General features: G+C 64.4%; 27 protein-coding genes. 10 read left to right on the forward strand and 17 right to left on the reverse strand.

The window, feature by feature from the left end; all coding sequences use genetic code 11:
• The first annotated feature begins 28 nt into the window (after window positions 1-28).
• Genes hisC through GL4_RS00120 form a run of 3 tightly spaced genes read left to right on the forward strand, consistent with a single transcriptional unit; the run spans window position 29 to window position 2,641 of the window.
• Window positions 29-1,162, forward strand: a complete 1,134-nt coding sequence (hisC, locus tag GL4_RS00110) for a histidinol-phosphate transaminase (protein WP_045369087.1) — start codon at window positions 29-31, stop codon at window positions 1,160-1,162.
• Window positions 1,159-2,085 (forward strand): prephenate/arogenate dehydrogenase family protein, encoded by a 927-nt coding sequence (locus GL4_RS00115; protein ID WP_045363244.1) that lies wholly within the window; start codon window positions 1,159-1,161, stop codon window positions 2,083-2,085. The genes hisC and GL4_RS00115 overlap by 4 nt, the downstream gene beginning before the upstream one ends.
• On the forward strand, window positions 2,075-2,641 hold the full coding sequence (locus GL4_RS00120; protein ID WP_244462646.1) for a gamma-glutamylcyclotransferase: 567 nt from the start codon (window positions 2,075-2,077) through the stop codon (window positions 2,639-2,641). Before GL4_RS00115 ends, GL4_RS00120 begins: the two co-directional genes overlap by 11 nt.
• On the opposite strand, the gene GL4_RS00125 is transcribed toward GL4_RS00120, so the two are convergent.
• The 3 genes from GL4_RS00125 to mtgA form a co-directional block, all read right to left on the reverse strand.
• Window positions 2,638-4,359, reverse strand: a complete 1,722-nt coding sequence (locus GL4_RS00125) for an EAL domain-containing protein (protein WP_052463987.1) — start codon at window positions 4,357-4,359, stop codon at window positions 2,638-2,640. The genes GL4_RS00120 and GL4_RS00125 overlap by 4 nt on opposite strands.
• 300 nt (window positions 4,360-4,659) lie before the next feature.
• Window positions 4,660-4,845: a 50S ribosomal protein L32 gene (rpmF, locus tag GL4_RS00130; protein WP_045363246.1), complete on the reverse strand. Its 186-nt coding sequence runs from the start codon at window positions 4,843-4,845 to the stop codon at window positions 4,660-4,662.
• 102 nt (window positions 4,846-4,947) lie between these two features.
• Complete coding sequence (mtgA, locus tag GL4_RS00135; RefSeq protein ID WP_052463988.1) at window positions 4,948-5,784, reverse strand: monofunctional biosynthetic peptidoglycan transglycosylase; 837 nt, start codon at window positions 5,782-5,784, stop codon at window positions 4,948-4,950.
• A 77-nt stretch (window positions 5,785-5,861) separates the two neighbouring features.
• Between mtgA and GL4_RS00140 the strand changes: the two genes are divergently transcribed.
• On the forward strand, window positions 5,862-6,767 hold the full coding sequence (locus tag GL4_RS00140; protein WP_045363248.1) for a polyprenyl synthetase family protein: 906 nt from the start codon (window positions 5,862-5,864) through the stop codon (window positions 6,765-6,767).
• A gap of 31 nt (window positions 6,768-6,798) precedes the next feature.
• Window positions 6,799-7,491: a DUF1345 domain-containing protein gene (locus GL4_RS00145; protein WP_045363250.1), complete on the forward strand. Its 693-nt coding sequence runs from the start codon at window positions 6,799-6,801 to the stop codon at window positions 7,489-7,491.
• Window positions 7,492-7,494: 3 nt separating this feature from the next.
• Here GL4_RS00145 and ispG read toward each other — a convergent pair whose 3' ends face one another.
• From ispG to GL4_RS00185, 9 genes are all read right to left on the reverse strand, one after another.
• On the reverse strand, window positions 7,495-8,769 hold the full coding sequence (gene ispG / locus GL4_RS00150; RefSeq protein WP_425283200.1) for a flavodoxin-dependent (E)-4-hydroxy-3-methylbut-2-enyl-diphosphate synthase: 1,275 nt from the start codon (window positions 8,767-8,769) through the stop codon (window positions 7,495-7,497).
• 80 nt (window positions 8,770-8,849) lie between these two features.
• On the reverse strand, window positions 8,850-9,206 hold the full coding sequence (locus GL4_RS00155) for a VanZ family protein (protein WP_045363254.1): 357 nt from the start codon (window positions 9,204-9,206) through the stop codon (window positions 8,850-8,852).
• A 44-nt stretch (window positions 9,207-9,250) separates the two neighbouring features.
• Window positions 9,251-10,501, reverse strand: coding sequence for a zinc metallochaperone GTPase ZigA (zigA, locus tag GL4_RS00160; RefSeq protein ID WP_045363256.1), 1,251 nt, complete (start codon window positions 10,499-10,501; stop codon window positions 9,251-9,253).
• A 138-nt stretch (window positions 10,502-10,639) separates the two neighbouring features.
• Window positions 10,640-11,665 (reverse strand): metal ABC transporter substrate-binding protein, encoded by a 1,026-nt coding sequence (locus GL4_RS00165; protein WP_045363258.1) that lies wholly within the window; start codon window positions 11,663-11,665, stop codon window positions 10,640-10,642.
• 35 nt (window positions 11,666-11,700) lie between these two features.
• Complete coding sequence (locus GL4_RS00170; protein ID WP_045363260.1) at window positions 11,701-12,567, reverse strand: metal ABC transporter permease; 867 nt, start codon at window positions 12,565-12,567, stop codon at window positions 11,701-11,703.
• A complete protein-coding gene (locus GL4_RS00175) occupies window positions 12,564-13,358 on the reverse strand; it encodes a metal ABC transporter ATP-binding protein (RefSeq protein ID WP_045363262.1) in 795 nt (264 codons plus the stop codon). The genes GL4_RS00170 and GL4_RS00175 overlap by 4 nt, the downstream gene beginning before the upstream one ends.
• Complete coding sequence (locus GL4_RS17340) at window positions 13,355-13,513, reverse strand: hypothetical protein (RefSeq protein WP_156137323.1); 159 nt, start codon at window positions 13,511-13,513, stop codon at window positions 13,355-13,357. Before GL4_RS17340 ends, GL4_RS00175 begins: the two co-directional genes overlap by 4 nt.
• A 26-nt stretch (window positions 13,514-13,539) precedes the next feature.
• Window positions 13,540-13,974 (reverse strand): Fur family transcriptional regulator, encoded by a 435-nt coding sequence (locus GL4_RS00180; protein ID WP_045363264.1) that lies wholly within the window; start codon window positions 13,972-13,974, stop codon window positions 13,540-13,542.
• 67 nt (window positions 13,975-14,041) lie between these two features.
• Window positions 14,042-14,836 (reverse strand): helix-turn-helix domain-containing protein, encoded by a 795-nt coding sequence (locus GL4_RS00185; RefSeq protein ID WP_052463990.1) that lies wholly within the window; start codon window positions 14,834-14,836, stop codon window positions 14,042-14,044.
• Between the two features lie 59 nt (window positions 14,837-14,895).
• Between GL4_RS00185 and GL4_RS00190 the strand changes: the two genes are divergently transcribed.
• From GL4_RS00190 to GL4_RS00200, 3 genes are read left to right on the forward strand one after another with little or no spacing between them, the layout of a single operon-like run.
• Window positions 14,896-15,879 carry an MBL fold metallo-hydrolase gene (locus GL4_RS00190; RefSeq protein ID WP_045363268.1) on the forward strand — a complete coding sequence of 328 codons (984 nt, stop codon included), beginning with the start codon at window positions 14,896-14,898 and terminating at the stop codon, window positions 15,877-15,879.
• Window positions 15,880-15,929: 50 nt separating this feature from the next.
• The gene (locus tag GL4_RS00195; protein ID WP_045363270.1) at window positions 15,930-16,451 is read left to right on the forward strand and encodes an O-acetyl-ADP-ribose deacetylase; all 522 of its coding nucleotides are present in this window, start codon (window positions 15,930-15,932) and stop codon (window positions 16,449-16,451) included.
• Window positions 16,448-17,893, forward strand: coding sequence for a cryptochrome/photolyase family protein (locus GL4_RS00200; protein WP_045363271.1), 1,446 nt, complete (start codon window positions 16,448-16,450; stop codon window positions 17,891-17,893). The genes GL4_RS00195 and GL4_RS00200 overlap by 4 nt, the downstream gene beginning before the upstream one ends.
• 3 nt (window positions 17,894-17,896) lie before the next feature.
• Here the strand turns inward: GL4_RS00200 and GL4_RS00205 are convergent, their stop codons facing one another.
• Window positions 17,897-19,087, reverse strand: a complete 1,191-nt coding sequence (locus tag GL4_RS00205; protein WP_052463991.1) for a glycoside hydrolase family 3 protein — start codon at window positions 19,085-19,087, stop codon at window positions 17,897-17,899.
• Between the two features lie 148 nt (window positions 19,088-19,235).
• On the opposite strand from GL4_RS00205, the gene GL4_RS00210 reads away from it, so the two are divergent.
• Window positions 19,236-19,817 (forward strand): hypothetical protein, encoded by a 582-nt coding sequence (locus GL4_RS00210; protein ID WP_045363273.1) that lies wholly within the window; start codon window positions 19,236-19,238, stop codon window positions 19,815-19,817.
• 64 nt (window positions 19,818-19,881) lie between these two features.
• The gene (locus GL4_RS00215) at window positions 19,882-20,376 is read left to right on the forward strand and encodes an anthrone oxygenase family protein (protein WP_045363275.1); all 495 of its coding nucleotides are present in this window, start codon (window positions 19,882-19,884) and stop codon (window positions 20,374-20,376) included.
• A 20-nt stretch (window positions 20,377-20,396) separates the two neighbouring features.
• On the opposite strand, the gene GL4_RS00220 is transcribed toward GL4_RS00215, so the two are convergent.
• The 4 genes from GL4_RS00220 to GL4_RS00235 are packed head-to-tail and all read right to left on the reverse strand — an operon-like array spanning window position 20,397 to window position 24,232.
• Window positions 20,397-21,053, reverse strand: coding sequence for a lysophospholipid acyltransferase family protein (locus GL4_RS00220; RefSeq protein ID WP_197539053.1), 657 nt, complete (start codon window positions 21,051-21,053; stop codon window positions 20,397-20,399).
• A 20-nt stretch (window positions 21,054-21,073) separates the two neighbouring features.
• Window positions 21,074-22,030, reverse strand: coding sequence for a phosphatidate cytidylyltransferase (locus tag GL4_RS00225; RefSeq protein ID WP_156137325.1), 957 nt, complete (start codon window positions 22,028-22,030; stop codon window positions 21,074-21,076).
• Window positions 22,027-22,635 (reverse strand): CDP-alcohol phosphatidyltransferase family protein, encoded by a 609-nt coding sequence (locus tag GL4_RS00230; protein WP_045363279.1) that lies wholly within the window; start codon window positions 22,633-22,635, stop codon window positions 22,027-22,029. The genes GL4_RS00225 and GL4_RS00230 overlap by 4 nt, the downstream gene beginning before the upstream one ends.
• Before the next feature lie 25 nt (window positions 22,636-22,660).
• A complete protein-coding gene (locus GL4_RS00235) occupies window positions 22,661-24,232 on the reverse strand; it encodes an inorganic phosphate transporter (protein ID WP_082025359.1) in 1,572 nt (523 codons plus the stop codon).
• Window positions 24,233-24,319: the final 87 nt, after the last annotated feature.

Consider the following 24,319-nt stretch of genomic DNA (forward strand, 5'->3'; position numbering starts at 1 on the left):
GGCTGCCAAAACACAGGCTGCCAAACTGATGGCCGCGAAAATTGCACGCGCGACAAGCGCTCCGGCCCCGCGGCCGGGCATCCTCGACATCGCACCCTATGTGCCGGGTACGAGCGCGCTGCCTGGCGCCGGGCCGATCGTGAAGCTGTCGTCCAACGAGACCCCGCTCGGGCCGAGCCCGCAGGCGATCGTGGCTTACCTCAACGAAGCGCCGCATCTCTCGCGCTACCCCAACGGCTCGGCGCAGCCCTTGCGCGAAGCGCTGGCCGCCGAGCATGACCTCAATGCGGCGCGGATCGTGTGCGGCGCGGGCTCCGACGAACTCCTGAATCTGCTGGCGGCCGCCTATCTCGGCCCCGGGGACGAGGCGATCTACACCGAGCACGGATTCCTGGTCTACAAGATCGCCATCCTGGCCCGTGGCGCGACGCCGGTCGTCGCCCCGGAGACGAACCACACGGCAGATGTGGACGCGATCCTGGCGCGCGTGACGCCGGCAACGCGCATGGTGTTCCTGGCAAATCCCAACAATCCCACCGGCACCTACCTCCCCTACGCGGAGATAGAGCGGCTGCACGCGGGCCTGCCCGATGACGTGCTGCTGGTGCTCGATGCTGCCTATGCGGAATATGTCCTGAAGGACGACTACGAGGCGGGCGCCGCGCTCGTCGCGGCAAACGACAACGTGGTCATGACGCGGACGTTCTCCAAGATCTACGGCCTCGCCTCCTTGCGGATCGGCTGGGCCTATTGCCCCGACGCCATTGCCGACACGCTGAACCGCATTCGCGGGCCCTTCAATCTGACGGGTCCCTCGATCGCAGCCGGAGTCGCGGCCATCGGCGATCGCGCACATCTGGAGGCGGCGATCGCGCACAACAAGGCGTGGCTCGGCGACACAGCTGCAAAACTTGAGACCCTCGGCCTCAAGACGACGCCGAGCGTTGCGAATTTTCTGCTTGTCCATTTTCCGGACGTGGCGGGCAAAACGGCACGTGAAGCCGATGCGTTCCTGCACCAGCGCCGCATCATCCTGCGGCGCGTGGAGGAGTATGGGTTCCCCCATGCCCTGCGGATGACCATTGGTACCGAAGCCGAAAACACCGCCGCGCTCGAGGCGCTGAGCGCGTTCATGGGCGTAGATTCCGCGGACGCTTCATGACGGAGCCTCTGTTCGACAAAATCGCCATCGTGGGGCTGGGGCTGATCGGCTCGTCCCTCGCGCGTGGCATCAAGAAGCACGCTCTTGCCACGACCGTCACCGGCTTCGACGGCTCGGCGGACGTGCGCGCGCGGTCTAAGGATCTCGGATTTTGCGATTCCATCGCCGAGACCGTCGACGAGGCGGTGACGGACGCGCAGCTCGTTGTCCTTGCCGTACCCGTCGGCGCCATGGCAGCCGCAGCGCAATCCATCGCCCCGCATCTTGCCGACGGCGCGATCGTCACGGACGTGGGATCCGTGAAGGCTGCCGTCGTGCGCCAGGTCGCGGACGTGCTCCCAGCCCACGCTGCGTTCGTTCCCGGACACCCGGTGGCGGGAACGGAGCATTCCGGCCCCGAGGCCGGCTTTGCGGATCTGTTCGAGGGGCGCTGGTGCGTCGTCACGCCGTGCGCTCGCTCGACGGACGCAAGCGTCGAGAAGGTTGTCGCGCTCTGGACGGCGCTCGGATCGACCGTCGAGACGATGACGCCGGAGCATCACGACATCGTCCTCGCGATCACCAGCCATATCCCCCATCTGATCGCCTACAACATCGTCGGCACGGCGGCCGACCTCGAAGACGTCACGCAGTCCGAGGTCATCAAGTTCTCCGCCGGCGGCTTCCGCGACTTCACGCGTATTGCCGCCTCCGATCCCGTCATGTGGCGCGACGTGTTTCTCAACAACAAGGAAGCGGTCCTCGAAGTTCTCGGCCGCTTCTCCGAGGACCTCGCCGCGTTGCAGCGCATGATCCGCTGGGACGACGGCCAATCGCTGCAAGATCACTTCGCCCGCACACGCGCCATCCGGCGCAGCATCATCGATGCGGGCCAAGACACCGCCGACGCCGATTTTGGGCGACCGCATGGGCATGACGACTGAGTCCGGCAAGAACACGCTCTGGGTCTTCGGCTATGGGTCGCTGATGTGGCGTCCCGGTTTTCCATTCGACGCACACACGCCCGCGCGTCTCGAAGGGGCGCATCGGGCCCTGTGCATCTACTCGGTCCTGCACCGGGGCACGCCGAACGAACCCGGCCTCGTCCTCGGTCTCGACGAGGGCGGCCGGTGCGAGGGCGTGGCCTTCCGTGTCGAGCCGGGCGCCGAGAACGACACGATCGCTTATCTGCGTGAGCGCGAGCAGGTGACCGACGTCTACGTGGAGACCTATCGCGAGATTGTGCTGTCGAACGGGTCAGGCCAAACCGTGAGGGCGCTCACCTATGTCGCCGATCCGACCCATGCCCAGTATGCGGGCGCACTCGATATCGAGACGCAACTGCGCATCGTCCGCGCTGGCAGGGGGCAGGCCGGCGCGAATATCGACTATGTCCTGAACACGGTGGAACACCTCGAGAGCTTGGGCACACACGACCCGCTGCTGTTCGCGCTCGCTGAACGGCTCCGGAATGAGATGGACGAGGAGCTTGGCGGCTAACCCGCCGATTTCCGCGTCGGGGCCATCTTGTCGTCGTGCAATTCGGGGGCGCCGAAGAAATCCCCCTGCAAATAGGACACGCCGGCCTTTTCGAGGAGATCGACGGCGCGCTCGTCACCGACCCACTCGCCAACGGTCTTGACGCCGAAGCGATGCGCCAAGTCCAGGAGGGTTTGGACGAAGGTCTCGTCCTCTACATTCGTGCCGATGTTCTCGATGAACGACCCATCGATCTTGACCATGTCGACACCGAGATTTCGGAGCGACCGGAACGATGCGTATCCGGCTCCGAAGTCGTCGAGCGCAACCCTGCAGCCGGCCTCTTTCAAAGTCGTGACGAACGTGGCCGTCGCCTCCATGTCCGAAACGGCCGCCGTCTCGGTGATTTCCACGGTCAGACGCTCCGTCAGTTTCCGGTCCTTGCCTGTCAACGCCTCGAGCGCGTCAATCCAGTGCCGGTCGGTCGTGGACAGAGCCGAGACGTTGAGGGCGAGCTTGCGGGTCGGCGCGGCCCGCAGAAGATCGATCGTCAGTTCCAGCGCGCGATGGTCGATGAGCTTCGCCAACCCGAGCTCCTCCGCCGCCGGGACGAACTCGCTTGCATCCAGTACCGATCCGTCCGGCAACCGCAGCCGCAGCAGACATTCGTAGAATTCCGGATCGTGGCTGCCCGACGTCACGACCGGCTGAAGGGCGATCGCGATGCGGCGGTCGTTCAGGGCGCGAATGACCTCGTCTGCCATCGCGATGGTGCGCTTGCGCTCGGCCTCGCGGGGCGAGGACGGATCGTAGATATAGAAACGGTCCCGGGGGTTGACGCGGGCCATGTCGGCCGCCTGCATCGCGCGCCCGATCGCATCCTGCGTGGACTGCGCATGCTCCGGCAGCAGAACGACGCCTACGAAGACCGAAACGGCAACGGCGCCGGAGCGGGTACTCGCGACATCCCGTTCCACGCAGGCGATCATGCGCCTGGCGACGGCGACGGCTTCCGTCGCGTCGCAGCCATGCAGAACAATGCCGTACTTGTTCGAGGAAAACCGGCCCAAGCAGTCGCGGCCCCGCACGGCGGTCGCAAGACGCTGGCCGACGATGGAGATGACTTCGTCGCCGACGTCATAGCCGTAGGTCTCGTTGATACGCGTGAGGTCGTTGACGCCCACGAGCAGTAAAGCGCCTTTCGTGGCGCGGCCGGCGCGGCCTGACAGGAGCTGAGAAAGCGTCCCGGTGAGTTCCGCGCGGGACGGAATTGCGGACGGGTCGGCGCCGGTGGCAGCCGATTGCGGACGTGTACGCCGGCGGCGTTCCGCGGCCACTCGGATCGTGCCTTCGGCCCGCACAGGCTCGCCCCGCGCGTCCGTAATGCAGACGCCGCGTTCCTCGACCCAGATGGCGGCCTTTCCACGCCGCCCTTCCGGCATGAAGCGATATTGCAATGCATAGGGGATCGACGCGTTGACGGGCGCCTTCGCGACGCGCCTCACGTCGTCGTAGCGGGCGGCGGCATGCTTGGGATCGATGTGCAAGGCGAAGGCACGGCCGCGCCCAACGGCGCCAATGTCGATGCCCCCCAGGACGGCGGCGGCATTCTTGGCCCAGTCGATCCGGTCAGACGCGAAATCCCAGCAATAGGCCGTGGTCTGGAGGCGATCCAGCACCTCTTCGAGTTCGACGTGCGGCTCATCCCCGGATGCCGCAATGGTCTCGGATTTATCCATTGGCCTGCCCCTTACGCGTACACCTGCGGCGCCTCTTACGATGTGTTGGGCGCTCGTTTCTTGTCGACCAACGCTAGTCGGCAAGGCTTAAGAAGCCGAAAATCGGTGAGGGTCGACGGGCGCATTCGCAGCCCAAACTAGGGCGCGGAAGGACAATTCCGCCCGGTTTCTGGGGGTTTGGTTAGCAAGACCCTACTGGAGAAGGCGCAAGGCAAGCCAAGTTTAGGCCAGGCAAGCAAAAACGCTCCGGCGCCACGGCACCGGAGCAAAAAAGTTCACAAGACCCAAGAGCCTAAGCCCTTACGCCTCGTCCTTGATGATGATCACCTGGCGGCCACGATAACGGCCCGACTTCAGGTCGATGTGATGCGGACGGCGAAGCTCGCCGGAATCCTTATCCTCGACATAGGCCGGGGCCGTGACAGCGTCGTGGCTCCGCCGGTTGCCCCGCTTCATGCGAGACACTTTTCTCTTTGGAACAGCCATTTCTTTGAACCTCTTGGCGCCACCGCCAGTCGCGGGGCACGTCGTTGCGCGCTCTTATAGTCACAAATTCCGCTGCTGACCAGGGCCGATATCCGACCTTTTTTACGGATTCAGCACACAATCCGCCCGCTTGGCGATATAGGGCAGCCGCTTCTGGACCGCATTGGCCACCACGCGATGGGTCCGGTTGGGCCGCGCGGGATTGCGGACTTTGGGCTTCGGCAGCGTGGTCGCGAGGAGTACGGCCTCGCGTTGGGTGAGGGCCGAAGCCGGCTTGCGGAAGTATTTGCGGCTCGCCGCCTCGACCCCGAACAGGCCGGGACCGAATTGAGCGATGTTCAGATAGACCTCCAGCACGCGCTCCTTGGGCCAGAGCGTGACGATCGCATAGGCCAAAGGCACCTCGAGCGCCTTGCGCAGATAGGAGCGGAAGTCCCAGAGATAGATGTTCTTGGCCACCTGCATGGGGATGGTGCTGGCGCCTCGCTCGGGCTCGAGATTTTTGGCGGACTCAAGGACTTGGCGCACGGCGGCCCAGTCCACCCCGTGGTGGCGGCAGAAATTCCCGTCTTCACTCGCGATGACCGCCAGCCGCATATGCGGCGAGATCTTTTCGATTGGCACCCAGCGCCGCTGCAACGTCTCGCCGCGGAGCTTCTCTATCACCATGACCGTGGTGATGGGTGGGTTCACAAAGCGAAACACGACGAGGCTGGCCAGGACGACGCCCGCCACAATCAGAAACGCGATCCCCATGCGCCGGAGCCATGGGTGCCGTTTGGCCCACGATTTCTTGCCGCGCGATTTCATCTCGCCCGGCTGCGGGGCGGGAGCATCGAAAGCGCTGGGCACCTCGGACGTGGGAATGGCATTGCCTGTCTCGGCCGTGGGCGGCGCGGAGTGTTGGAATTCCGATTCTTTGGTTTCATTGTCCTGCATCGAAGGGCGTTCTAGCGCCCAGCGGTGATGCGATCAATTTGCGGCGACACAAAGCCTCAGCTATCCCTTCGCCCGTCATGAGTTTCAGATTCGAGATCGACCGGGTCGCCGACCAGGTTCAAGAGCGGCTTTCGGCCCTCCTGGGCCAGGACGAACCCGTGCCGGGGCCCGGCGCCGACGCTATGGCGCCGCTCGCCGAAGCTATGCGCTATGCGGCTCTCGGCGGCGGCAAGAGACTGCGGCCGTTCCTGTTGATCCAGGCGGCTCGGCTGTTCGATGTGCCGGAAGGCACCGCGCTCGAGGCAGCCTGTGCCCTCGAATGCATACATTGCTACTCGCTGGTCCATGACGATCTGCCGGCAATGGATGACGACGCGCTGCGCCGCGGCCGCCCCACGGTGCATATCGCCTTCGACGAAGCCACCGCGATACTCGCCGGCGACTCCCTGCTGACCATCGCATTCGAGATCATCAGCGCCCCGAAATGCCATGACGATCCTGCTGTCAGGGCCGAATTAGCCTACCTCCTCGCCAAAGCCAGCGGCTGGCAGGGCATGGCGCTCGGGCAGGCGCTGGACCTTGCTGCGGAGCGGCAGCCGTTCTCGCCAGAGGAAACAACGGCCATGCAGATGCTGAAGACGGGGGCGCTCTTCCGTTTCGCCTGCGAGGCGGGCGCCGTGCTGGGACGGGCCCAGCCTGCGAGCCGCGACGCCCTGATCTGCTACGCGACCGCCTTCGGCCAGGCGTTCCAGCTTGCGGACGATCTTCTCGACGCGGAGGGCGATGCCGCCGCCATGGGCAAGGCCGCGTCCAAGGACGCCGAGCGGGGAAAGGCCACGCTGGTCGGGCTGCTGGGCCTCGAAGGCGCCAAGGCGCATCTCGCGGGGCTCGTGGCGGAAGCCGAAGAGGCGCTCGCTCCCTTCGGCGGCAAGGCGGCGATGCTGATCGACGCGGCGCGCTTCGTGGCCGAGCGGAGGTCTTGAGCGCTCGCGCGAATCCGGATCGAATGCGGCCATGAGCACCACGCCATCGCCGGGACACCGCTTTCGGGACATGCGCATCTCTCGCTTCCTACAGGCACGCTGGCGATTCGTGTTCTCGGTCGCCGTCGGCTTCGCGATCGGGCTGTCCTTGCCACGCAGCTTTGACCTCACCTCTCGCTTCCTGATCGGCTTCGATGCAGGCGTGGCGCTTTATCTCTTGCTGGTGGTGATCATGATCCTGCGGTCCGACCCCGACCGCGTTCGGCGGGAATCGCCGCTTCAGGACGACGGGCGGGTCGCCATTCCCATCTTCACCGTGGCCGCAGGCATGATGAGCCTCGGCGCCATCGTTCTATGGCTGCGCACAGCATCCGCGAGCGCGTCCATTCAGCCGGGCCTGCTCGGGCTGCTGTTCGTCACGACGCTGCTGTCCTGGCTCTTCATCCACACCATGTTCGCGCTCCACTACGCACACGAATACTACGCCGAGCATCGCGGCCAGGGCGGCGGCCTGCGCTTTCCCGGCGGCGGCACCCCCGGCTATTGGGATTTCGTCTATTTCGCCTTCACCATCGGCACATCGACGGCGGTGTCGGACGTCGCCGTCACGTCGGCCGAGATTCGCAGGACCGTGACGGCCCACGGCGTGGTCGCGTTCGTGTTCAACGTGACGATGATCGCCTTGACGGTCTCGATCGCAGGCGACGCGATCTCCATCAAGTAGAGGCTATTCGGCCGCCGTGGGGCGCGCGTTCCGCTCGGAGTTCTGTCCACGCGCGCCGCTGCCGTAGCGCTGCTCGATATAATCGAGCACCATCTGCTTGAACTCGTCGGCGGCGCCTGGCCCGCGCAAGGTGGTGACCTTCTTGCCCTCGACGAAGACAGGCGCGGCGGGCGTCTCGCCGGTACCGGGCAGCGAAATACCGATATCCGCGTGCTTGGATTCGCCCGGCCCGTTCACGATGCAGCCCATGACCGCAACGTTGAGGTTCTCGACGCCGGGATATTGGCGCTTCCATACGGGCATCTGGTCGCGAATGAAGTCCTGAATGTCCCGGGCCAGTTCCTGGAAGGTGGTCGAGGTCGTGCGTCCGCACCCAGGGCAAGCAGCCACCAAGGGTACGAACGCCCGGAAACCCATGCTCTGCAGCAGTTCCTGCGCGACCTTCACCTCGAGCGACCGGTCGCCGCCAGGCTCGGGCGTCAGCGAAATGCGGATCGTATCGCCGATCCCCTCCTGCATCAGGACCGACATGGCCGCCGACGAGGCCACGATACCCTTCGAGCCCATACCCGCTTCGGTCAGACCCAGATGCAGCGCGAGATCGGAGCGCTCGGCCAGCATGCGATAGACCGCAATCAGATCCTGGACCGCCGACACTTTCGCCGACAGGACGATCTTGTCGGCGCCCATGCCGAGCTCCTGCGCACGCGCCGCAGACAGCAGCGCGGATTGCACCATGGCCTCGTGCATGACCTCGCGCGCGTCCTTCGGGGTCGCGCTCTCAGCATTTTCGTTCATGAGCTGCGTCAGCAGGTCCTGATCGAGACTGCCCCAGTTCACACCGATGCGAACCGGCTTGTCGTGTTTCAGGGCAATCTCGATGATCTGGGAGAACTGCTTGTCCCGCTTGTCCTTGAAGCCGACATTGCCGGGATTGATGCGGTATTTCGCGAGTGATTCCGCGCACTCGGGATAGGACGCCAGCAAAGTGTGACCGTTGTAGTGGAAGTCGCCGATCAGCGGCACGTCCACGCCGCGCTTGTCCAGCTGCGCGCGGATAAGCGGCACTGCCGCGGCCGCTTCTTCCCGATCCACGGTGATCCGCACGAGTTCGGAGCCGGCACGGGCGAGCGCCTCGACCTGCGCGACGGTCTGCCCGACGTCTGCCGTGTCCGTGTTGGTCATGGACTGGACCACGATGGGGGCGCCGCCACCCATGGCCACGTTGCCGATTTTGACCGCTACCGTCTGTTTGCGCGCGATGATCGTCACATCGATCTCCTCAAGGGGCAGGATACATCACATTTGCGACGCCCGCGCTAGACCGGTCCCCTGGTCGTTCCACTTCCCCGGTGCGGTCAAGTGTCGTCCCGGCGATTTCTCAAGCGAAAAAACGCATCGGCAAGGAGAGCCGCCGATGCGACCGCCGCCGCCGCAACGAGGGCCGTCGCAATATTGGGCGTGCGGTCCGGCGTCAGCGCCTGGGCCGCTTCCAGGCCCACCGCGACGGGCAGTAGCACCACCGCGAGGCGTAAGGGCCGGGGATAGGCGATGCAGGCGAGTAGCGTCAGGACGAAGAACCCCAAAAAGTGCTCGACCAGCCAGTGCAGCCCCAGCCTCACCTGCCAATCGGCCGGACCGAGCGCGGCATAGATGATCGCCGCGCCGAACAACGCAAGCAGAACCATCGCCCAACGCCGCGGATCGCCAGTCATGAGACCTTTTACACGGGCCCCGCGATCTCTGCTCGCATACTCTGTTATGGGCGCCAGACCGGGAACGGATCGGGGAGCGTTTTCCACCGCCCGTCCGCGAGGTCTTCTTTTCGGGGATTCTTGATCAGGCAGTCGTTGAGAGCAGCCGTTATGGCCTCCCGGTCCATGGCGCGCGTGCCGATGAAGACGAGCTCCTGGCGCCGGTCGCCCCAGGTCGCGTCCCAGCGTTTCATGACCTCACTGACGCTCTCGGCATCGTCGGGCCAGCGCGACTGCGGCACGGCGGCCCACCAGAACCCGATGCCTTCATGACGTACGAGCGGACCGGCCTGGCTCAGTTCGCCCACCCATTGGGGCCGCGACGCCAGCCAGAAGAAGCCTTTCGCCCGGATCACGTTGGGCCAGCTCTCATTGAAGAAGGCATGGAGCCGCTCGGGATCGAACGGGTCTCGGGCACGATAGGTAAAGCTCGTGATCCCGTACTCCTCGGTTTCAGGCGTGTGGTCCTTGAACCCGTTGAGCTCCTTGAACCAGGTCGGGTGCGTCTGGGCCGCGCCGAAATCGAACAGGCCTGTATCGAGAATCTCGTCGAGCGACACGTTGCCCTCGCTCGTCTCGATGATCTTTGCCCCACTGTTTAAGGAACGGATGATCGCGCGTGCCGCCGCCAGCTGTTGCGGCGTCGCCAAATCGATCTTGTTGAGAACGATCACGTTGGCAAACTCAATCTGGTCCACCAGCAGCGAAACCAGCGGGCGCACATCCGTCTCGTCTATGCCGACACCGCGATCGGTCAGAAACTCTTGGGACTGATAATCGCCGACGATTCCCGCGGCATCGACCACGGTCACCATCGTGTCGAGGCGCGTCACGTCCGACAGGCTTGCCCCCTCCTCGTCGCGAAAATCGAACGTGGTGGCCACGGGTAGCGGCTCCGAAATCCCCGACGACTCGATGAGCAAATAATCGAAGCGCCCCTCTTCGGCGAGGCGGCGAACCTCGAGCAGCAGATCCTCGCGCAGCGTGCAGCAGATGCAGCCATTCGACATTTCGACCAAGGCCTCGTTGGTCCGCGACAGATCCGCGCCGCCCTTTCTAACAAGCTCGGCGTCCACGTTGATCTCGCTCATGTCGTTGACGATGACCGCCACTTTCCGCCCTTCGCGGTTGGCGAGCACGCGATTAAGCAAGGTCGTCTTGCCCGCGCCGAGGAAGCCGGACAGCACGGTGACCGGTAGCCGGGCATCCCGGCCGGGCTTTGACTGACTGAGATGATCCAGAAGTTGCGTGTCCATGGTCGGATAGGGCTCCCATCGCAGAACGTAGTGATACGTTATAACGTAATTATTTGCGGCACAATTCGGGCGAGGAATTCGCCTTCAAACGACAAAACGGGGCGACTCCCGGAGCCGCCCCGCGTGATCTGCGATACCTCAAGAGGACAGCGCGGCGGTCAGCGTGCCGACATTGTGCTTGAACATGTCGAGATACGTCGGCGCCGGGCCGTCCGGTCCCGAAATTGCGTCCGAATAGAGCGTCCCGCCGATCTTGGCGCCGGATTCCTTGGCGATCTGCTCGAGCATCTTGGCGTTGGTGATGTTCTCGAGGAACACCGCGGGGATTTTGTCCTCACGGATTTGGCGAATGATCGTGGCCACATCCTTGGCCGACGGTTCGCTGGCCGTGCTCACGCCCTCGGGCGCCAAAATCTCCAAGCCATAGGCGTCGCCGAAATAGCCGAACGCGTCATGGCTGGTGATGATCCGGCGGCGCGCTTGCGGCAATGCCTCGAGCGCCGTCTTGACCGCCACATCTTCCGCCTTCAGCGCCGCGAGATATTTGTCCGCATTGGCCTCGTACACCGCCTTGCCGTCGGGATCGGCGGCAATCAGCCCGTCACGAATATTGGCGACGTAGATCGCACCGTTGGCCAGATCCTGCCACGCATGGGGATCCATGTCGCCATGGTGGTGGTCCTCGGCATGTTCCTCGTAATTGTCGTCGTGATCGTCGTGATCGGCATGATCGCCGTCATGATCATGTTCGCCTTCGGCATGCTCGTCGTGATCCTCCCCCTTTGCATGCTCTTCATGACCGCCGTGTTCTTCGTCCATCTTGCGCGGCTTCACGCCCGTGCTGGCGACGACGGTGGCGCCGTCAAAGCCCGAGGACGTCTCGAGCCGTTCCATCCACCCCTCGAAGCCGAGGCCGTTGACGAAGAAGACATCCGCCCCGGCCAGCTTCTTGGCATCGGCGGGCGTGGGATTGAACTCGTGGGCATCGCCGTCGGGACCGACGAGCTCGGCGACGTCGACGCGGTCGCCCCCCACGTTCTTCACCATGTCGGCGAGAATGCTGAACGAAGCGACGGCCCTCACCTTGTCGGCGGCCTGCGCCGAGGCCGAGACGCCGAACGCGAGTGAGGCTGCGGCGAGAAGCGGGATTAATCGGGAACGCATGATCGGAATACTCCGTATGATGATTGTTGAGAGGATTAGGCTTCCAAGTGTCTGCGCGGCATCAGCCTCCAGAGTGCGCCGCCCCGCGTGCCCGCAAACATCGAGAAGAGATAAAACACGCCGCAGGCGAGAATAACGGTCGGCCCGGTCGGCACGCTGTAGTGATAAGAGACCAGCAGCCCGGCCACGCTCGACACGAATGCGACCGCGATGGCGAGGGCGATCATCCCTCCGGCGCTGTCCACCCAGAACCGTGAGCTGACGGCCGGGAGCAGCATGATGCCGACGGCCATCAAGGTCCCCAGCGCCTGAAACCCGGCCACCAGATTGAGCACCACGAGCACCAGGAAGATCAGATGCGTCGGCGAACTCCAGCGGCTCACGGACCGCAGATAGTGCGGATCGAAGCATTCCAGAACGAGCGGACGATAGATCGCGGCCAGCGTCGTCAAGGAGACGCTGGCGATGCCGGCCACGAGAAGCAGGGCCGCGTCGTCCAGCGCCAGGACCGAGCCGAAGAGGACATGGAGCAGGTCCACATTGGTGCCGTGCACGGACACGAGGAACACACCCAACGCCAGCGAGAGAAGGTAGAACCCGGCGAGGCTCGCATCCTCGCGGATGACCCTAGACCGCGCCACGAGGCCGGCCGCCACCGCCACCGCCAGACCGGCGGCAAAACCGCCGAGACTCATGGCGAACAGCGACAGACCGGCGAGAAGATAACCGATCGCGGCCCCCGGCAGGATCGCATGGCCCATGGCGTCGCCCATCAGGCTCATGCGGCGCAGCATGAGAAACACGCCGATCGGCGGCGCCGTCATCGAGATGGCGAGCGACCCCACGAGCGCCCGGCGCATGAAGGCAAACTCCGCAAAGGGCTGTACGAGGGCATCGATCATGCGGTCTGGCGTGCCTCGTCATGCTCGCAGACAGCCGCGCTCTCGTCGTAACTCTCGTTGAACCGCCGCGAGAGATCGAGGTTGACCGGCGTGAGCACCTCCGGCGTCGGACCCCAGGCCAAGACTTCGCGGGCCAACAGCAATGTTTGTGGAAAATACCGTCGCACGAGTTCGATGTCGTGAAGCACGGCGATGACGGTTCGCCCCTCCGCGTGCCAACGCTCGATCAGGCCGATCAGATCGGCGATGGTTCTCGCATCGACCGCGCGGAACGGCTCATCCAACAGAATGACCTTCGCATCCTGCAACAGGAGCCGCGCGAACAGGACCCGCTGGAACTGTCCGCCCGACAAGGCGCCGACCGGGCGCCCCGCCAGTCCCGACAAATGAACGGCCGCGAGCGCTTCGTTGACGCGTTCGCTGCCGGTGCGGTCGAGCCCTCCCGAGGCGCCGATCTCGCGCCATAGTCCCATCGCGACACAGTCGAAGACGGAAATGGGAAAGCTACGGTCGATTTCGACCACCTGCGGCAGATAGGCGATGTCGTGCTTGCGGTGACCATGAAGATCGATGCGCCCGCTAAGCGGCTTCAACTCGCCGACCATGGCTTTGAGCAGGGTCGATTTGCCGGCGCCGTTCGACCCCACAACGGCCAGAAGCACGCCTTGCGCCACGTCGCCGGTAATGTGGTGCACGGCCGGATGCCGGTCGTAACCGAGTGTCAGATTGTCGAAGCTGATCGCCGGCACCAATGGCTGCGTGGACGGCGTGCTCACGGAGGGCGCCCTCATTGCAGGGCCCAGAGGACGGCGAGCCACAACACCGCGAGCATCAAGGCGACCAGCACAAGCCGCCGGCCCGTCGACGCGCGCAACAGCGAGAAGCCCGGCATATGGGCATGAAGCTGCACGCTTGGGTGTGGCTCCAAGGAGTCATCCGTTGGCACGGCGAAAGCCCTTCCGAGGTTGGTCTCTAGGCGGGCGCGGCCTGGACGGGCCTGCACGCCTCGCACAAACCGGCGATTTCCAACGTAACTTGCTCAGGCGTGATCTCGGCGGGAGAAAGACCGAGCAGCCGCGCCTGTTCCTTCTTGCCGAGGGGAATCTCCACGACCTTGTCGCACGCCCTGCAGATCGCAAAGGCGAACCGACCGTCGCAAGCACCATGCCCGCAGGCGATGAAGGCGGAGCGCGATTCGAGACGATGCACCATGCCCTTCTTCATCAGATCGTTCAGGGCGCGGTAGACCGTCGGCGGATGCGCGATCCCCGATTTCCGGACACGGTCGAGAATGGCGTAGGCGCTCATCGGCTCACCCGCTTCGCGCAGACACCCAAGGATCTTGCTCTGGTTGGGCGAAAGCTTGGGCGTGACGCCTGCGCCGGCATGGTGATGGGCTGCGTTCATGGTGGTGATATAACATAACATCGGTGTCTTCAGTCAAGCGAGAAGACAGGCGCCGCAGGCACGCGCTCTAGTTGGCAGCCGGTCTCCGGCGCCGGCGCGCGTTGGCGAGCCCATGATACGGCGGTGCACCGAAGATGCGGCGGAACTCACGCGAAAAATGCGGCTGGTCGGAGAAACCGGCCGCGTGGGCCGCATCCGTCAGGTTCGATCCGTCGAGCACGGCGGAGATGGCCGCCCGCATGCGGCACCAGGCACGATAGCGCCGGAACGGAACCCCCACCTCCTGCGTGAAGAGGTGCTGAAACCGCGACGCGGACAGGTTAGCGACCGCCGCCGCGCTGTCCGCCCGATCGAACGCCGCATGGTTCTCGCGGAGACTGCGCAACACGCGCCGGATGCGCGGATCGATGGCCGCGGCACGCGCTTCTGCGAATCCGGCAAGATCCTCCAAAGCGTCCGACAGCCAGACGGCGCTATCGCCGTCCTCGAACGCCTGCCGCAAGACCGATACCTCGCCACCTTGGCCGACGAGAGCCCCGTGCTCCGAGCGTGCGGGTCCCACGAAACGATGCAATTGTCCGACCGTGAGTCGGCCCGGCTCTGCATAGAGCACTGCGAGCGGGGAACCGCCCATATCGAATTCGTAGGGAAGCCCCGCGGGTATAGCGGCGCTGCGGCAGCGCTGCCACGCGCCGTCTCCAATGCGCAGCGCGAAACGCTCATACAGTCCGGCGAGGAAAACAGGGACGCTGTGGCTGTGGCGCGCATTGCGCCCAAGGGGGCCGGCGAACAGCGATAGGCCCTCGCTTACATGCCAAACCGGCTGCCCATCAGCGGGGCTCGTCGTAGCACGTTCGTTCAAGTCCTCGGGCCCTTCCCTCCAATACCATCCGCGGCTCATTGATACGGAGGAAAGCACGTATGTCGAGACTGGACCTCAACCGCCGCCACTTCTTGACGGGCGCGGGCACAGTTGCCGCGGCGGCCCTCGTCGGCGTACCGGCTTCCGCGATGGCCGCCGCGCCGATGCTGGGTCCGGTCGAGCCCAAGGTCTTCCGGTTCAAGCTCGGCGGCTTCGAAGCGACGATGATTGCCGACTCGAACGCCTTCGTCGACGGTCCCTGGCCACTCATCGGCGGCAATGCTGAGCGTTCCGAGGTGGATCAACTCATGGCCGCGAATCTGCTCCCGGCGAACAAGTACCAGCCCGGCTTCACGCCGATGGTGGTCAATACCGGCAAGGAGGTGGTCATCTTCGACACCGGCAACGGTGAACGCGGTTTTGTCCCACGCCCCAATGGAGGTTGGCTGGCGCAGCAGCTTGAACCCGCCGGCTTCAAGCCTGAGCAGATCGACGTGGTGGTTCTCTCGCACGGCCACCCCGATCACATCGGCGGTCTCGTCGAGAACGGCGAGCTGCTTTTTCCGAACGCCCGCTATGTCACGAGCGCCGTGGATTACGACTATTGGAGCGGCGACCGCCCCACCGGAGACCTGGCAACACAAGCAGCTCTGTATCGAGACAATGTCGTTCCGGTGGCTGAGAAGACGACATTCCTCGATCCGGGCGACGAGGTGGTCCCCGGCATCCGCGCGATCGAAGCGTACGGACACACGCCGGGCCATCTCGGATTCGACATCGAGAGCGACGGCAAGCGCCTCGTCTTTTGGGGTGATTGCGCGCACCACCAGGTCGCGTCACTTGCGCGGCCTGACTGGCACTGCGTCTTCGATATCGACAAGGACCAAGCCGCCAAGACCCGCGCCCGGATGTTCGACATGGTCGCGACCGACCGTGTCGCGGTCAGCGGGTACCATATGCCGTTTCCCTCGCTGGGCTATGTCGAGCGGCGGAAAGACGGCGGCTACCGCTGGCTTCCACATTCTTACCAACTCAAGGTTTAATATCCCGATCGTGACTTGATCCGTGGGCGTTCTCGGCCTGCAATGACCTAATGGAAGGCCGGATCGCGATCATCGACGCGGACATCACCACGCTCGACGTGGATGCCATCGTCAACGCCGCCAACGAGGCGCTGGCGCCGGGCGGCGGGGTCTGCGGCGCGATCCACCGCAAAGCGGGACCCGACCTCGCGGTGGCCTGCGCCGCACTCGGCGGCTGCCCGACGGGCGAGTCGATAATAACGCCAGGGTTCAACCTGCCCGCCCCTTACGTCATCCACAGCGTGGGCCCGGTATGGGGCGGCGGCGAGAGCGGGGAAGGCGCAAAGCTCGCGAGCTGCTACCGAACCGCGCTTCTGCTTGCCGCCGAAAAAGGCCTTGGCTCCATCGCCTTTCCGGCCATCTCGACGGGAATCTATGGATTCCCGTCCGACCGGGCGGCGCTGATCGCCGTGCGGACCGTCCGGGAGACCTTGCCCGAGGTGCCCGGCATCGCGCGCGTGGTGTTCTGTTGCTTTGGAGGCGAATCCCGCGCGCTGCATGAGGCCGCGCTGGCCGCCACGGCGAACGCATGAACGCAGACGCGACACGCCCAGCCATCGTTTGGTTCCGCAAGGACCTTCGCCTCGCCGATCATGAAGCGCTGACCGCTGCCGTTGAGGCGGGCTTGCCGGTACTGCCGCTGTACATACATGACGTAGAAACGCCTGGCGCTCCACGTCCCGGTGGGGCGTCGCGCTGGTGGCTGCATGAGAGCCTCCAGGCGCTGGACGCATCTCTGTCCGAGTGTGGCGGCGCGCTCATCGTGAGGGCCGGACGGACCCGCGGCGTCTTGGCCGAGATCCTGCGCGAGACGAACGCCACCGCGATCCATGCCACAGAAAGCTACGAACCCTTTGGCACGCGATGCGAGGCCGATGTCGAAAAGTTATGCCGCGAACACGACGTCGCGTTTCATCTGCACCGCGGGCGGCTTCTCTTTGTGCCGGACGACATCGTCACCAAGGACGGTCGCCCATACCGCGTGTTCACGCCGTTCTGGAAATCCTGTCTTGCTCAACCCGCCCCGCCGCCGCCCGGCGCAGCGCCGAAGTTCAACAGCTTTGCGGACGCGCGGAGCCTACAGTTGGCCGAGTTGAAGCTCCAACCCTCGAAGCCCGATTGGGCCGGTGGCTTGCGGAAATCCTGGACGCCTGGCGAGCGGGCCGCGAAAGACGCGCTCTCGGAGTTCATCGACGAGCGGATCGGCGCCTACGCCACGCAGCGGGACGCCCTCCCCGGCACGCCCACATCGCTGCTTTCGCCCTACCTGCATTTCGGCGAGATAAGCCCGGCCCAGGTCTGGCACGCGGTGTCCCACGCGATTGACGCGGAGGGCGGCGCCATCGAAAAAGGGGCAAACGCCTTCCTGCGCGAGATCGGCTGGCGCGAGTTCTCCTATCATCTCCTGCACAGCTTCCCGGACTTGCCGGACGTCCCCTTGCGGCCGGAATTCAAGAACTTCCCGTGGCGCGACGACAAGAAAGCGCTCACCGCCTGGCAGCGCGGGCAGACGGGCTATCCGGTCGTGGATGCGGCCATGCGCCAGCTCTGGGAAACTGGCTGGATGCCCAACCGCGCGCGCATGGTCGTCGCGTCCTTTCTCGTGAAGCATCTGCTCCTGCCGTGGCAGGCGGGCGCGGCCTGGTTCTGGGATACGCTGGTGGACGCCGACCTCGCCAACAATTCGGCGAGCTGGCAGTGGGTCTCCGGCTGCGGCGCGGACGCGGCGCCCTATTTCCGCATCTTCAATCCCATCCTCCAGGGCCAGAAGTTCGATCCGGAAGGTGAATATGTGCGGACCTGGGTTCCGGAACTCGCGGAGCTGCCGGCGAACGATATCCATGCGCCCTGGGACGCACCGCCTACCGTTCTTGCCGCGGCGGGTGTCGTGCTGGGGAAGGACTATCCCGAGCCCATAGTCGATCACGCGGCCGCGCGGTCACGGGCCCTCCGAGCGCTCGAAAGCACCAAATAGCGCTCACCAGGCCCGCGGCAGCGTATCCGTCTTGAGCTGATCCTTGAGCCGCACGATCCGTCGATGGGCGTCCTCGATGCGCTTCTCGCTCAGGCGTCCGTCGCAAACGGCCTCGGAGAGTGCCCGGTGAATGCGCCTGCCGAACTCGGGGTCGTCGCGCTTGATATTCGAGAACACCACGATGTCGGTTCCGGCTTTGAGCGCCCGCACCGCGGCCTCCTCAGGGGTGAAGCGCTCGCGGATCGCGCCCATCTCCATATCGTCGCTGACGATCACGCCGTCGAACGCGAGCCCATCGGCGCCCCGCAGTGCCTCCACCGCCTTCCCCGACAGCGATGCAGGCAACCCTTCCAGGTCACTGAAACGGGGGTGGTAGAGATGGCCGATCATGACCGCGTCGAGCAGGCCTTGGAGCTCGAGGCGCCGATATGGGTCGAGCTCCTCCTCACGCCAGGTCTGCGAGATGTCCGGGAGCGTGCGGTGACTGTCGACGGTACTCGAGCCGTGCCCCGGGAAATGCTTGGCCACGGTTGCGACATTCGCCGCATGGTGCGCGTTCACGAAGGCGGCGGCCATGGGCGAGACGATGTCGGCGCTGTCGCCGAAGCTGCGTCCCCGTGCGCCGATCACCGGATTGTCCGGGTTGGTGTTCACGTCGACCACGGGACCGAGGTTCATGTTGAAACCGAGCCCGGCGAGCTCAACGGCCATTTGGCGGTAGATCTCCTCGGCCACGTCCTGTGCATCGAGACTGAGATTGCCGCCGACCAGTTTGGCCGACGGGAACCACTCGAAGCCCTTCCTGGCCCGAAGACGCTGGACCGCGCCGCCCTCCTGATCCACGGCGATGAAGGGCGGCAGATCGGACCGGGTGCCGCGCAACGCATCGATCAGCGTCTTGAGCTGGGCCTTGTCGGCGATGTTCTTCGGGAACAGAACCACGCCCCCGATCGTTCCATCGCGCAACTGCGCCGATACTGCCTGAACGCCCGGGTCCTCCGTTCGTCTGCCGGGAAAGCCCATCATGATAGTTTGACCGACCATCATGTTGAGCCGCTCCGATACACAATCGGTCACGGCGACCGCATGCGTGGAGCCGCTTTCTTCCGTCCCGTTGGGTCTGTCCGCCGCGGCAAAGCGGGGCGCAAAAATGCAAACCGAGAGAAACGCCACCGCAAGAAGTGCGGGTGCCACGTTAGGGATAAGGCAGGATCGCATTGGCATCGGAGCTGAAATTAAGGGCGAATCTTGCAGGGAATTTGAATAGGGTGCCACGCGAACCAAGAGCGTCACCACGCCGCTTCACCGTGCCGGTGAGACTACAACAATGTGGATGAGTAGAATGAACACCAAATCGATTGGGTCGTTCGCGGCCATCAGCGCCGTCTACCTGATGATAGCCGGCAGCGCAGGCGCCCAGACCGAAACGCAGGACGAGACCCAGGCGGAGGCCGGCGCGGTCGAAGAAAATGGCACGGAACCAACCCCTGGAGACGCTCCTGATTCCGACGAAGACTTCGCCCAGACCCTGGTCGGAAAAACGTACTCGGGCAGCTTCGAACTCGATGGCTGGACCAATGTGGGTGGCGGCCTCGTTCTGCCGCCCTTCTATGTGCAGCACTATACCCGCCACGACGGCACGGTTCTGGTGCTGACGGCAAAGTCGGAAGACGAAGACGGCTCATCCTCGGATTTCGAGGTCACCGACGCGCTGACCGCTGACAAGCCGCATAAGGGGTATACCTTCTCCACGGCCTGCATAAAGGGCGAGGACTTCACACTACGCTACATGGGCGAGGTCAGCGGCAAGGACGCGGACGAATGGTGGACCAATCTTCGCAATGCCTGGGAAATCGACGTGCAGACCGGCAAGATCTCGTCCGTGAACACGAGGGGCGTAAAATGCACCAATCCCAATTGGTAGCGGACTCTCCGTTACCGGCCTTGCCAACGGCCACCATCAATCCGGCGCATGACTGAATTGCTCTATGATTGACTTGCTCTTTGTACTGACGGCATGCGCCGCGTTATGCACGGCACTGCTTGCCGGAACCTTTTTCGCCTTCTCCATGTTCTTCATGCGCGCGCTCGGGGGCCTCGCGGCCGAGCGTGGGATCGTCGCCATGCAAGCAACCGTTCTCGCAATCAAGAAGCCGGTCTTCCTGGTTCTGTTTTTTGGAACGGCTTTGCTGTGCGTCGCCGTCGGCGTCGTAGCGATCTTCGCCTGGCGTGAGATCTACGCGCATTACACCTTCGCGGGCGCGGCCCTGTTTCTCGTCGGCGGGTTCGGCGTCACCATGCTGCGGAGCGTGCCGCTGAACAATGCGCTGCTGGCTTGGTCGCCGGACGACGAAGACGTGATCGAGCGGTGGCGCCGCTATCGTCTAACCTGGGTGCGCTGGAACCATGTGCGCGCCATCACGACACTTCTGGCTTGCGCCTGCTTCATCCTGGCGCTTGCCGCCATGGGTCTCCCGGTCTGATCGAACGGACCCAGTTTGTTCTAGTCCCAGTCGGGCACGGTCTCCGCCGCGGCGAGTTCCGACATCCGCGATTCATAGCCCGCCATGAATTCACGCCGGGCGTGGGGCCCGTCGAATTCCCGTCCATACAGCCTCTCGCCCACGCTGACGGTGCAGTTGAACGGCACCAGCAAAGACGACCCGCGCGGTAGCGCCTTGCCGAAGCCGTGCATGTAGACCGGGATCACGGGCACGTCGGGACGCGACACGGCCAACTGGCCGACTCCGGTCTTGAACCGGCCCAGTGCCTCCGGCTCGCCGCGCGAGCCCTCCGGGAAAAGGACCAGGATCTCGCCGCGGTCGAGCGCCTCCTCGAGTGCCGCAAGCGGGTCGGCGCCCTTGCGAATTTTCGCACGGTCGAGCGGAATGATCCCGACGATGTCCCGCGCAAGCCAACCGCGCAGTTTTCCGGACAGGAAGTAGTCCGCGGCCGCGACGGGACGCAGCTTGGGCAGAAGCGACAACGGCATCAGCGACATCAAGGCCAGCGTGTCCAGGTGGGAGTTGTGGTTCGCCGCGATGATTGCCGGCCCTCTGGTCGGAAGACGCTCGCGATTGCGGACGGTGAGCCCGAGAGTCAGCAGGATCGCGCCACGCACGACAACGCCGAAAAACAGAAACCGCAGGACCCTCGTCATGGCTGTCATTCGAGCGACTGTTACGGCGTGAAGAAATAGCGGAAGAAATGGAAGAAGGCAGGCGCGGCATAGGTCAGGCTATCGACCCGGTCGAGAATGCCACCGTGGCCGGGGATGAGCCCGCCGGCGTCCTTGACGCCCAGATCCCGTTTGACCGCCGAGATGTTGCTGTCGCCGAGAAACCCTGCAACGCCGATGACGCCGCCAGCGAGCGCCGACCATGTGTGATCCATGGGAGTCAGGTACGGCCCCAGGAACGTTGCGAGGACAACGGTCGTCAGCACGCCGCCGATCAACCCTTCCCAGGTCTTCTTCGGACTGACATGGGGCGTCACCTTGTGGCACCCGAACAGCTTGCCCCAGACGTACTGGGCCACATCGTTGAACTGCGCGAGGACGACAACGAAGAACAAGAGCCCGACGCCACCCGCGACCGGATTGTGCACCTCGCCCGACACGAGCAGCATGGCGAGGTGGCTGAGGCAGAAGACGGTAAGCATGAGCCCCCAGGACAGCGTGCCCACTGCCCGCAGGAAATTCTGCGTCTCGCCGCGCAGCGCCATGAGCGCCGGAAACAGGAGAAACATCCAGACCGGCACGAACACGAGGAACATGTTGTACCAATCGATCCCAGCCCACAGATATTGAATCGGCACGGCGAGATACGCGAACAGCAGAAGCCCGCGATCGATCCGGCGCGTTGGGATCAGCGACAGATACTCCTTGAGGGCAAGATAGGAGATGAACGCGAGAAATACGATCGCGACGATCTGGTTCGCGGCGATTGCGAAGGTGAATGCGCCGATCATCCACCACCAGGAGGCCGTGCGGTCGATCAGCTCCCGATAGTCGCCAGCGCCGCGCGCCGATAGCGCGAGCACGATGCCCGAGGCGACGACCAAGACCGCCCAAAGGCCAAGCGTCGCCACGACCACATGCTGCGGTAGATCGAATGTTGTGCCGAGCCACTCAATCATTGTGCCGCCTCATCGAGGCCCCGCCGCGCGCGACTCCAGATCGTCAGAATGCCAAGCGCCAACATCGCGGCGAGAATGATCGTGGTCCACAGTCCGGGCGCCAGGCCGATCCCCAGCAACACTGCCAGCGTGCCGAAGGCGAAGGCCCGATCGCTCTTGCCGAAGGGCCCGTCATAGCGCCGCGTCGCGCCGATCATCGGTCCCAATACGCCTGTCATTTCGGCGATGGTGCTCGCGATCACCACAAGCACCACGAAGGCTGCGTTCACCCCGGCGATCAACGCAAACGGGAGATACAGGGCCGCATCCGAAACGACGTCGGACAGTTCGTTGAACAGCGCACCCACCTTGGTCTTCTGGCCATGCTCCTTCGCCATGATCCCGTCAATCGCGTTGAGCGCCATGCGGACGAGCAATGTCACCGGCAGCAACAGCAGCGGCCAGCGCGCTTCGGGCCAGAACGCCATTGCTGCCCCTTGAGCGAGACTCATGATGAGCGCGGCAAGCGTGACGCCATTGGCGCTCGCTCCGGCTTGCACGAGACGAGCGGCCATCGGCCGAAGCAGCGCCTGAAATCGCGGCTTGAGGTCGTAGATCGTGGCCAATTCCCTCGAACGCCTCCCGAAGCCGTCAGCGAATCCAGTCGATGGCAGTGTAGATCAGCGCGGCAATGCCCGCGGCGCAGGGAACCGTGACCGCCCACGTCGCCACGATGCCGATGACATGCGAACGCCGCACAAGTTTGCGGCGGCGCATCTCATCCGGCGTCGCAGGGACCGCGGACGCCGCACGGCGTCCCTTCCTCGTCAGGATGTAATAGCGCCGGCGGCGGCTATAACGCGCCGCGTACTCGCGAAAGAAGCCGATGCCGAACACGGCACCGACTACGGTCTGCGTCGTCGACACGGGCATCCCGAGCTCGGAGGCGACAAGGACCGTGAGAGCGGCCGCCAGCGCCACGCAAAAGGCCCGCATCGGATTCATTCTCGTGATTTGCTCACCCACAACCCGGACGATTCTCGGTCCGAACAGGAACAGGCCGAGACTGATACCGACCGCACCGATGAGCATGACCCACAGAGGAACGCCTGCCACGCCCAACAGTTGAGGTTGACCGACGTTCTCCAGCACGGCTGCGAGAGGCGCCACCGCATTTGCAACGTCGTTCGAGCCATGGGCGAAGGAGAGAAGACAGGCCGCGAAGATGAGCGGTGGACGGAACATCTGCCGCACGTTTTGATTGCGGTTCTCCATACCCTCGGACTGGGCATACACCCAAGGCCCCGCAAGCAGATAGACAATCCCGAAAACTGGCACGCTCACGAGCAAGACCACGTGATGCCCCAAGCCCCAAATTTCACCGAAGACATTCAGCGAGATGAAGGCAAAGAAGACCGCCGCCATGAGCGCAACGAGAACGGGCACCCATCGACGCACCGCGGCGATCTTGTCTGGCTTGTAGATCATGTTGATCTCGATGAAGGCGACGAGACAGGCCGCGATGAGAGCGCCGGCAAGCGGCGACAACATCCAAGCCACAAAGACCTCCGCCACCACACGCCAGTCGACCGCTGACGCTCCAAGCCCGATGAGCCCCGCACCGAGAACGCCGCCGACAATCGCGTGGGTCGTCGAGATGGGGGCGCCAACATAGGTGGCCAGGTGCACCCAAAGGGCCGCGGCCAGCATGGCCGACATCATGGCCCAGACGAAGACATCCGTGTTCGGCAGAAGTGTCGGATCGATTAAGCCCTCCGAGATGGTCTCGACCACGTTGTCGCCCGCGATCAGCGCACCGGCGCATTCGAACACGGCCGCGAGCGCGAGCGCCCCCGTCATGGTGAGTGCGCGCGCTCCCACTGCCGGGCCGACATTGTTCGCCACGTCGTTGGCGCCGATCGTCAGCGCCAGGTAGCCGCCGATCACTGCGGCAAGAGCCAGCACCAGGCCCGTTTGACCGGCCACGGAGTGGCTGTCCGCGAGGAGCGCGGCAGCCAGCAAAAAGGCGAATGTTGCCGCCAAGGCGGTGTAATTGCGGGAGGCCGCGCGCGTCGCCTCCTCGAGCCGCTCGATCTTGCGGAGGTCCTTATCCAGCGGCGTGCCCGGCTCAAGCGGACGGCGGCGGAACGAGGTGGCGCCGACCCGCGACCGGACCACCCGGTCCGCTCGTTTTCTCTTGGCGCCGTTTCCCTTTTCCCCCATGCACCCCTACCCCCAGCCGGGCCAATCCATCCATCTGGGCATTCGAGCAGGCAGACTCAATGACCTCGCGATGACCTCTCGGCACGG

This window comes from Methyloceanibacter caenitepidi (assembly GCF_000828475.1).
Lineage (GTDB): Bacteria > Pseudomonadota > Alphaproteobacteria > Rhizobiales > Methyloligellaceae > Methyloceanibacter > Methyloceanibacter caenitepidi.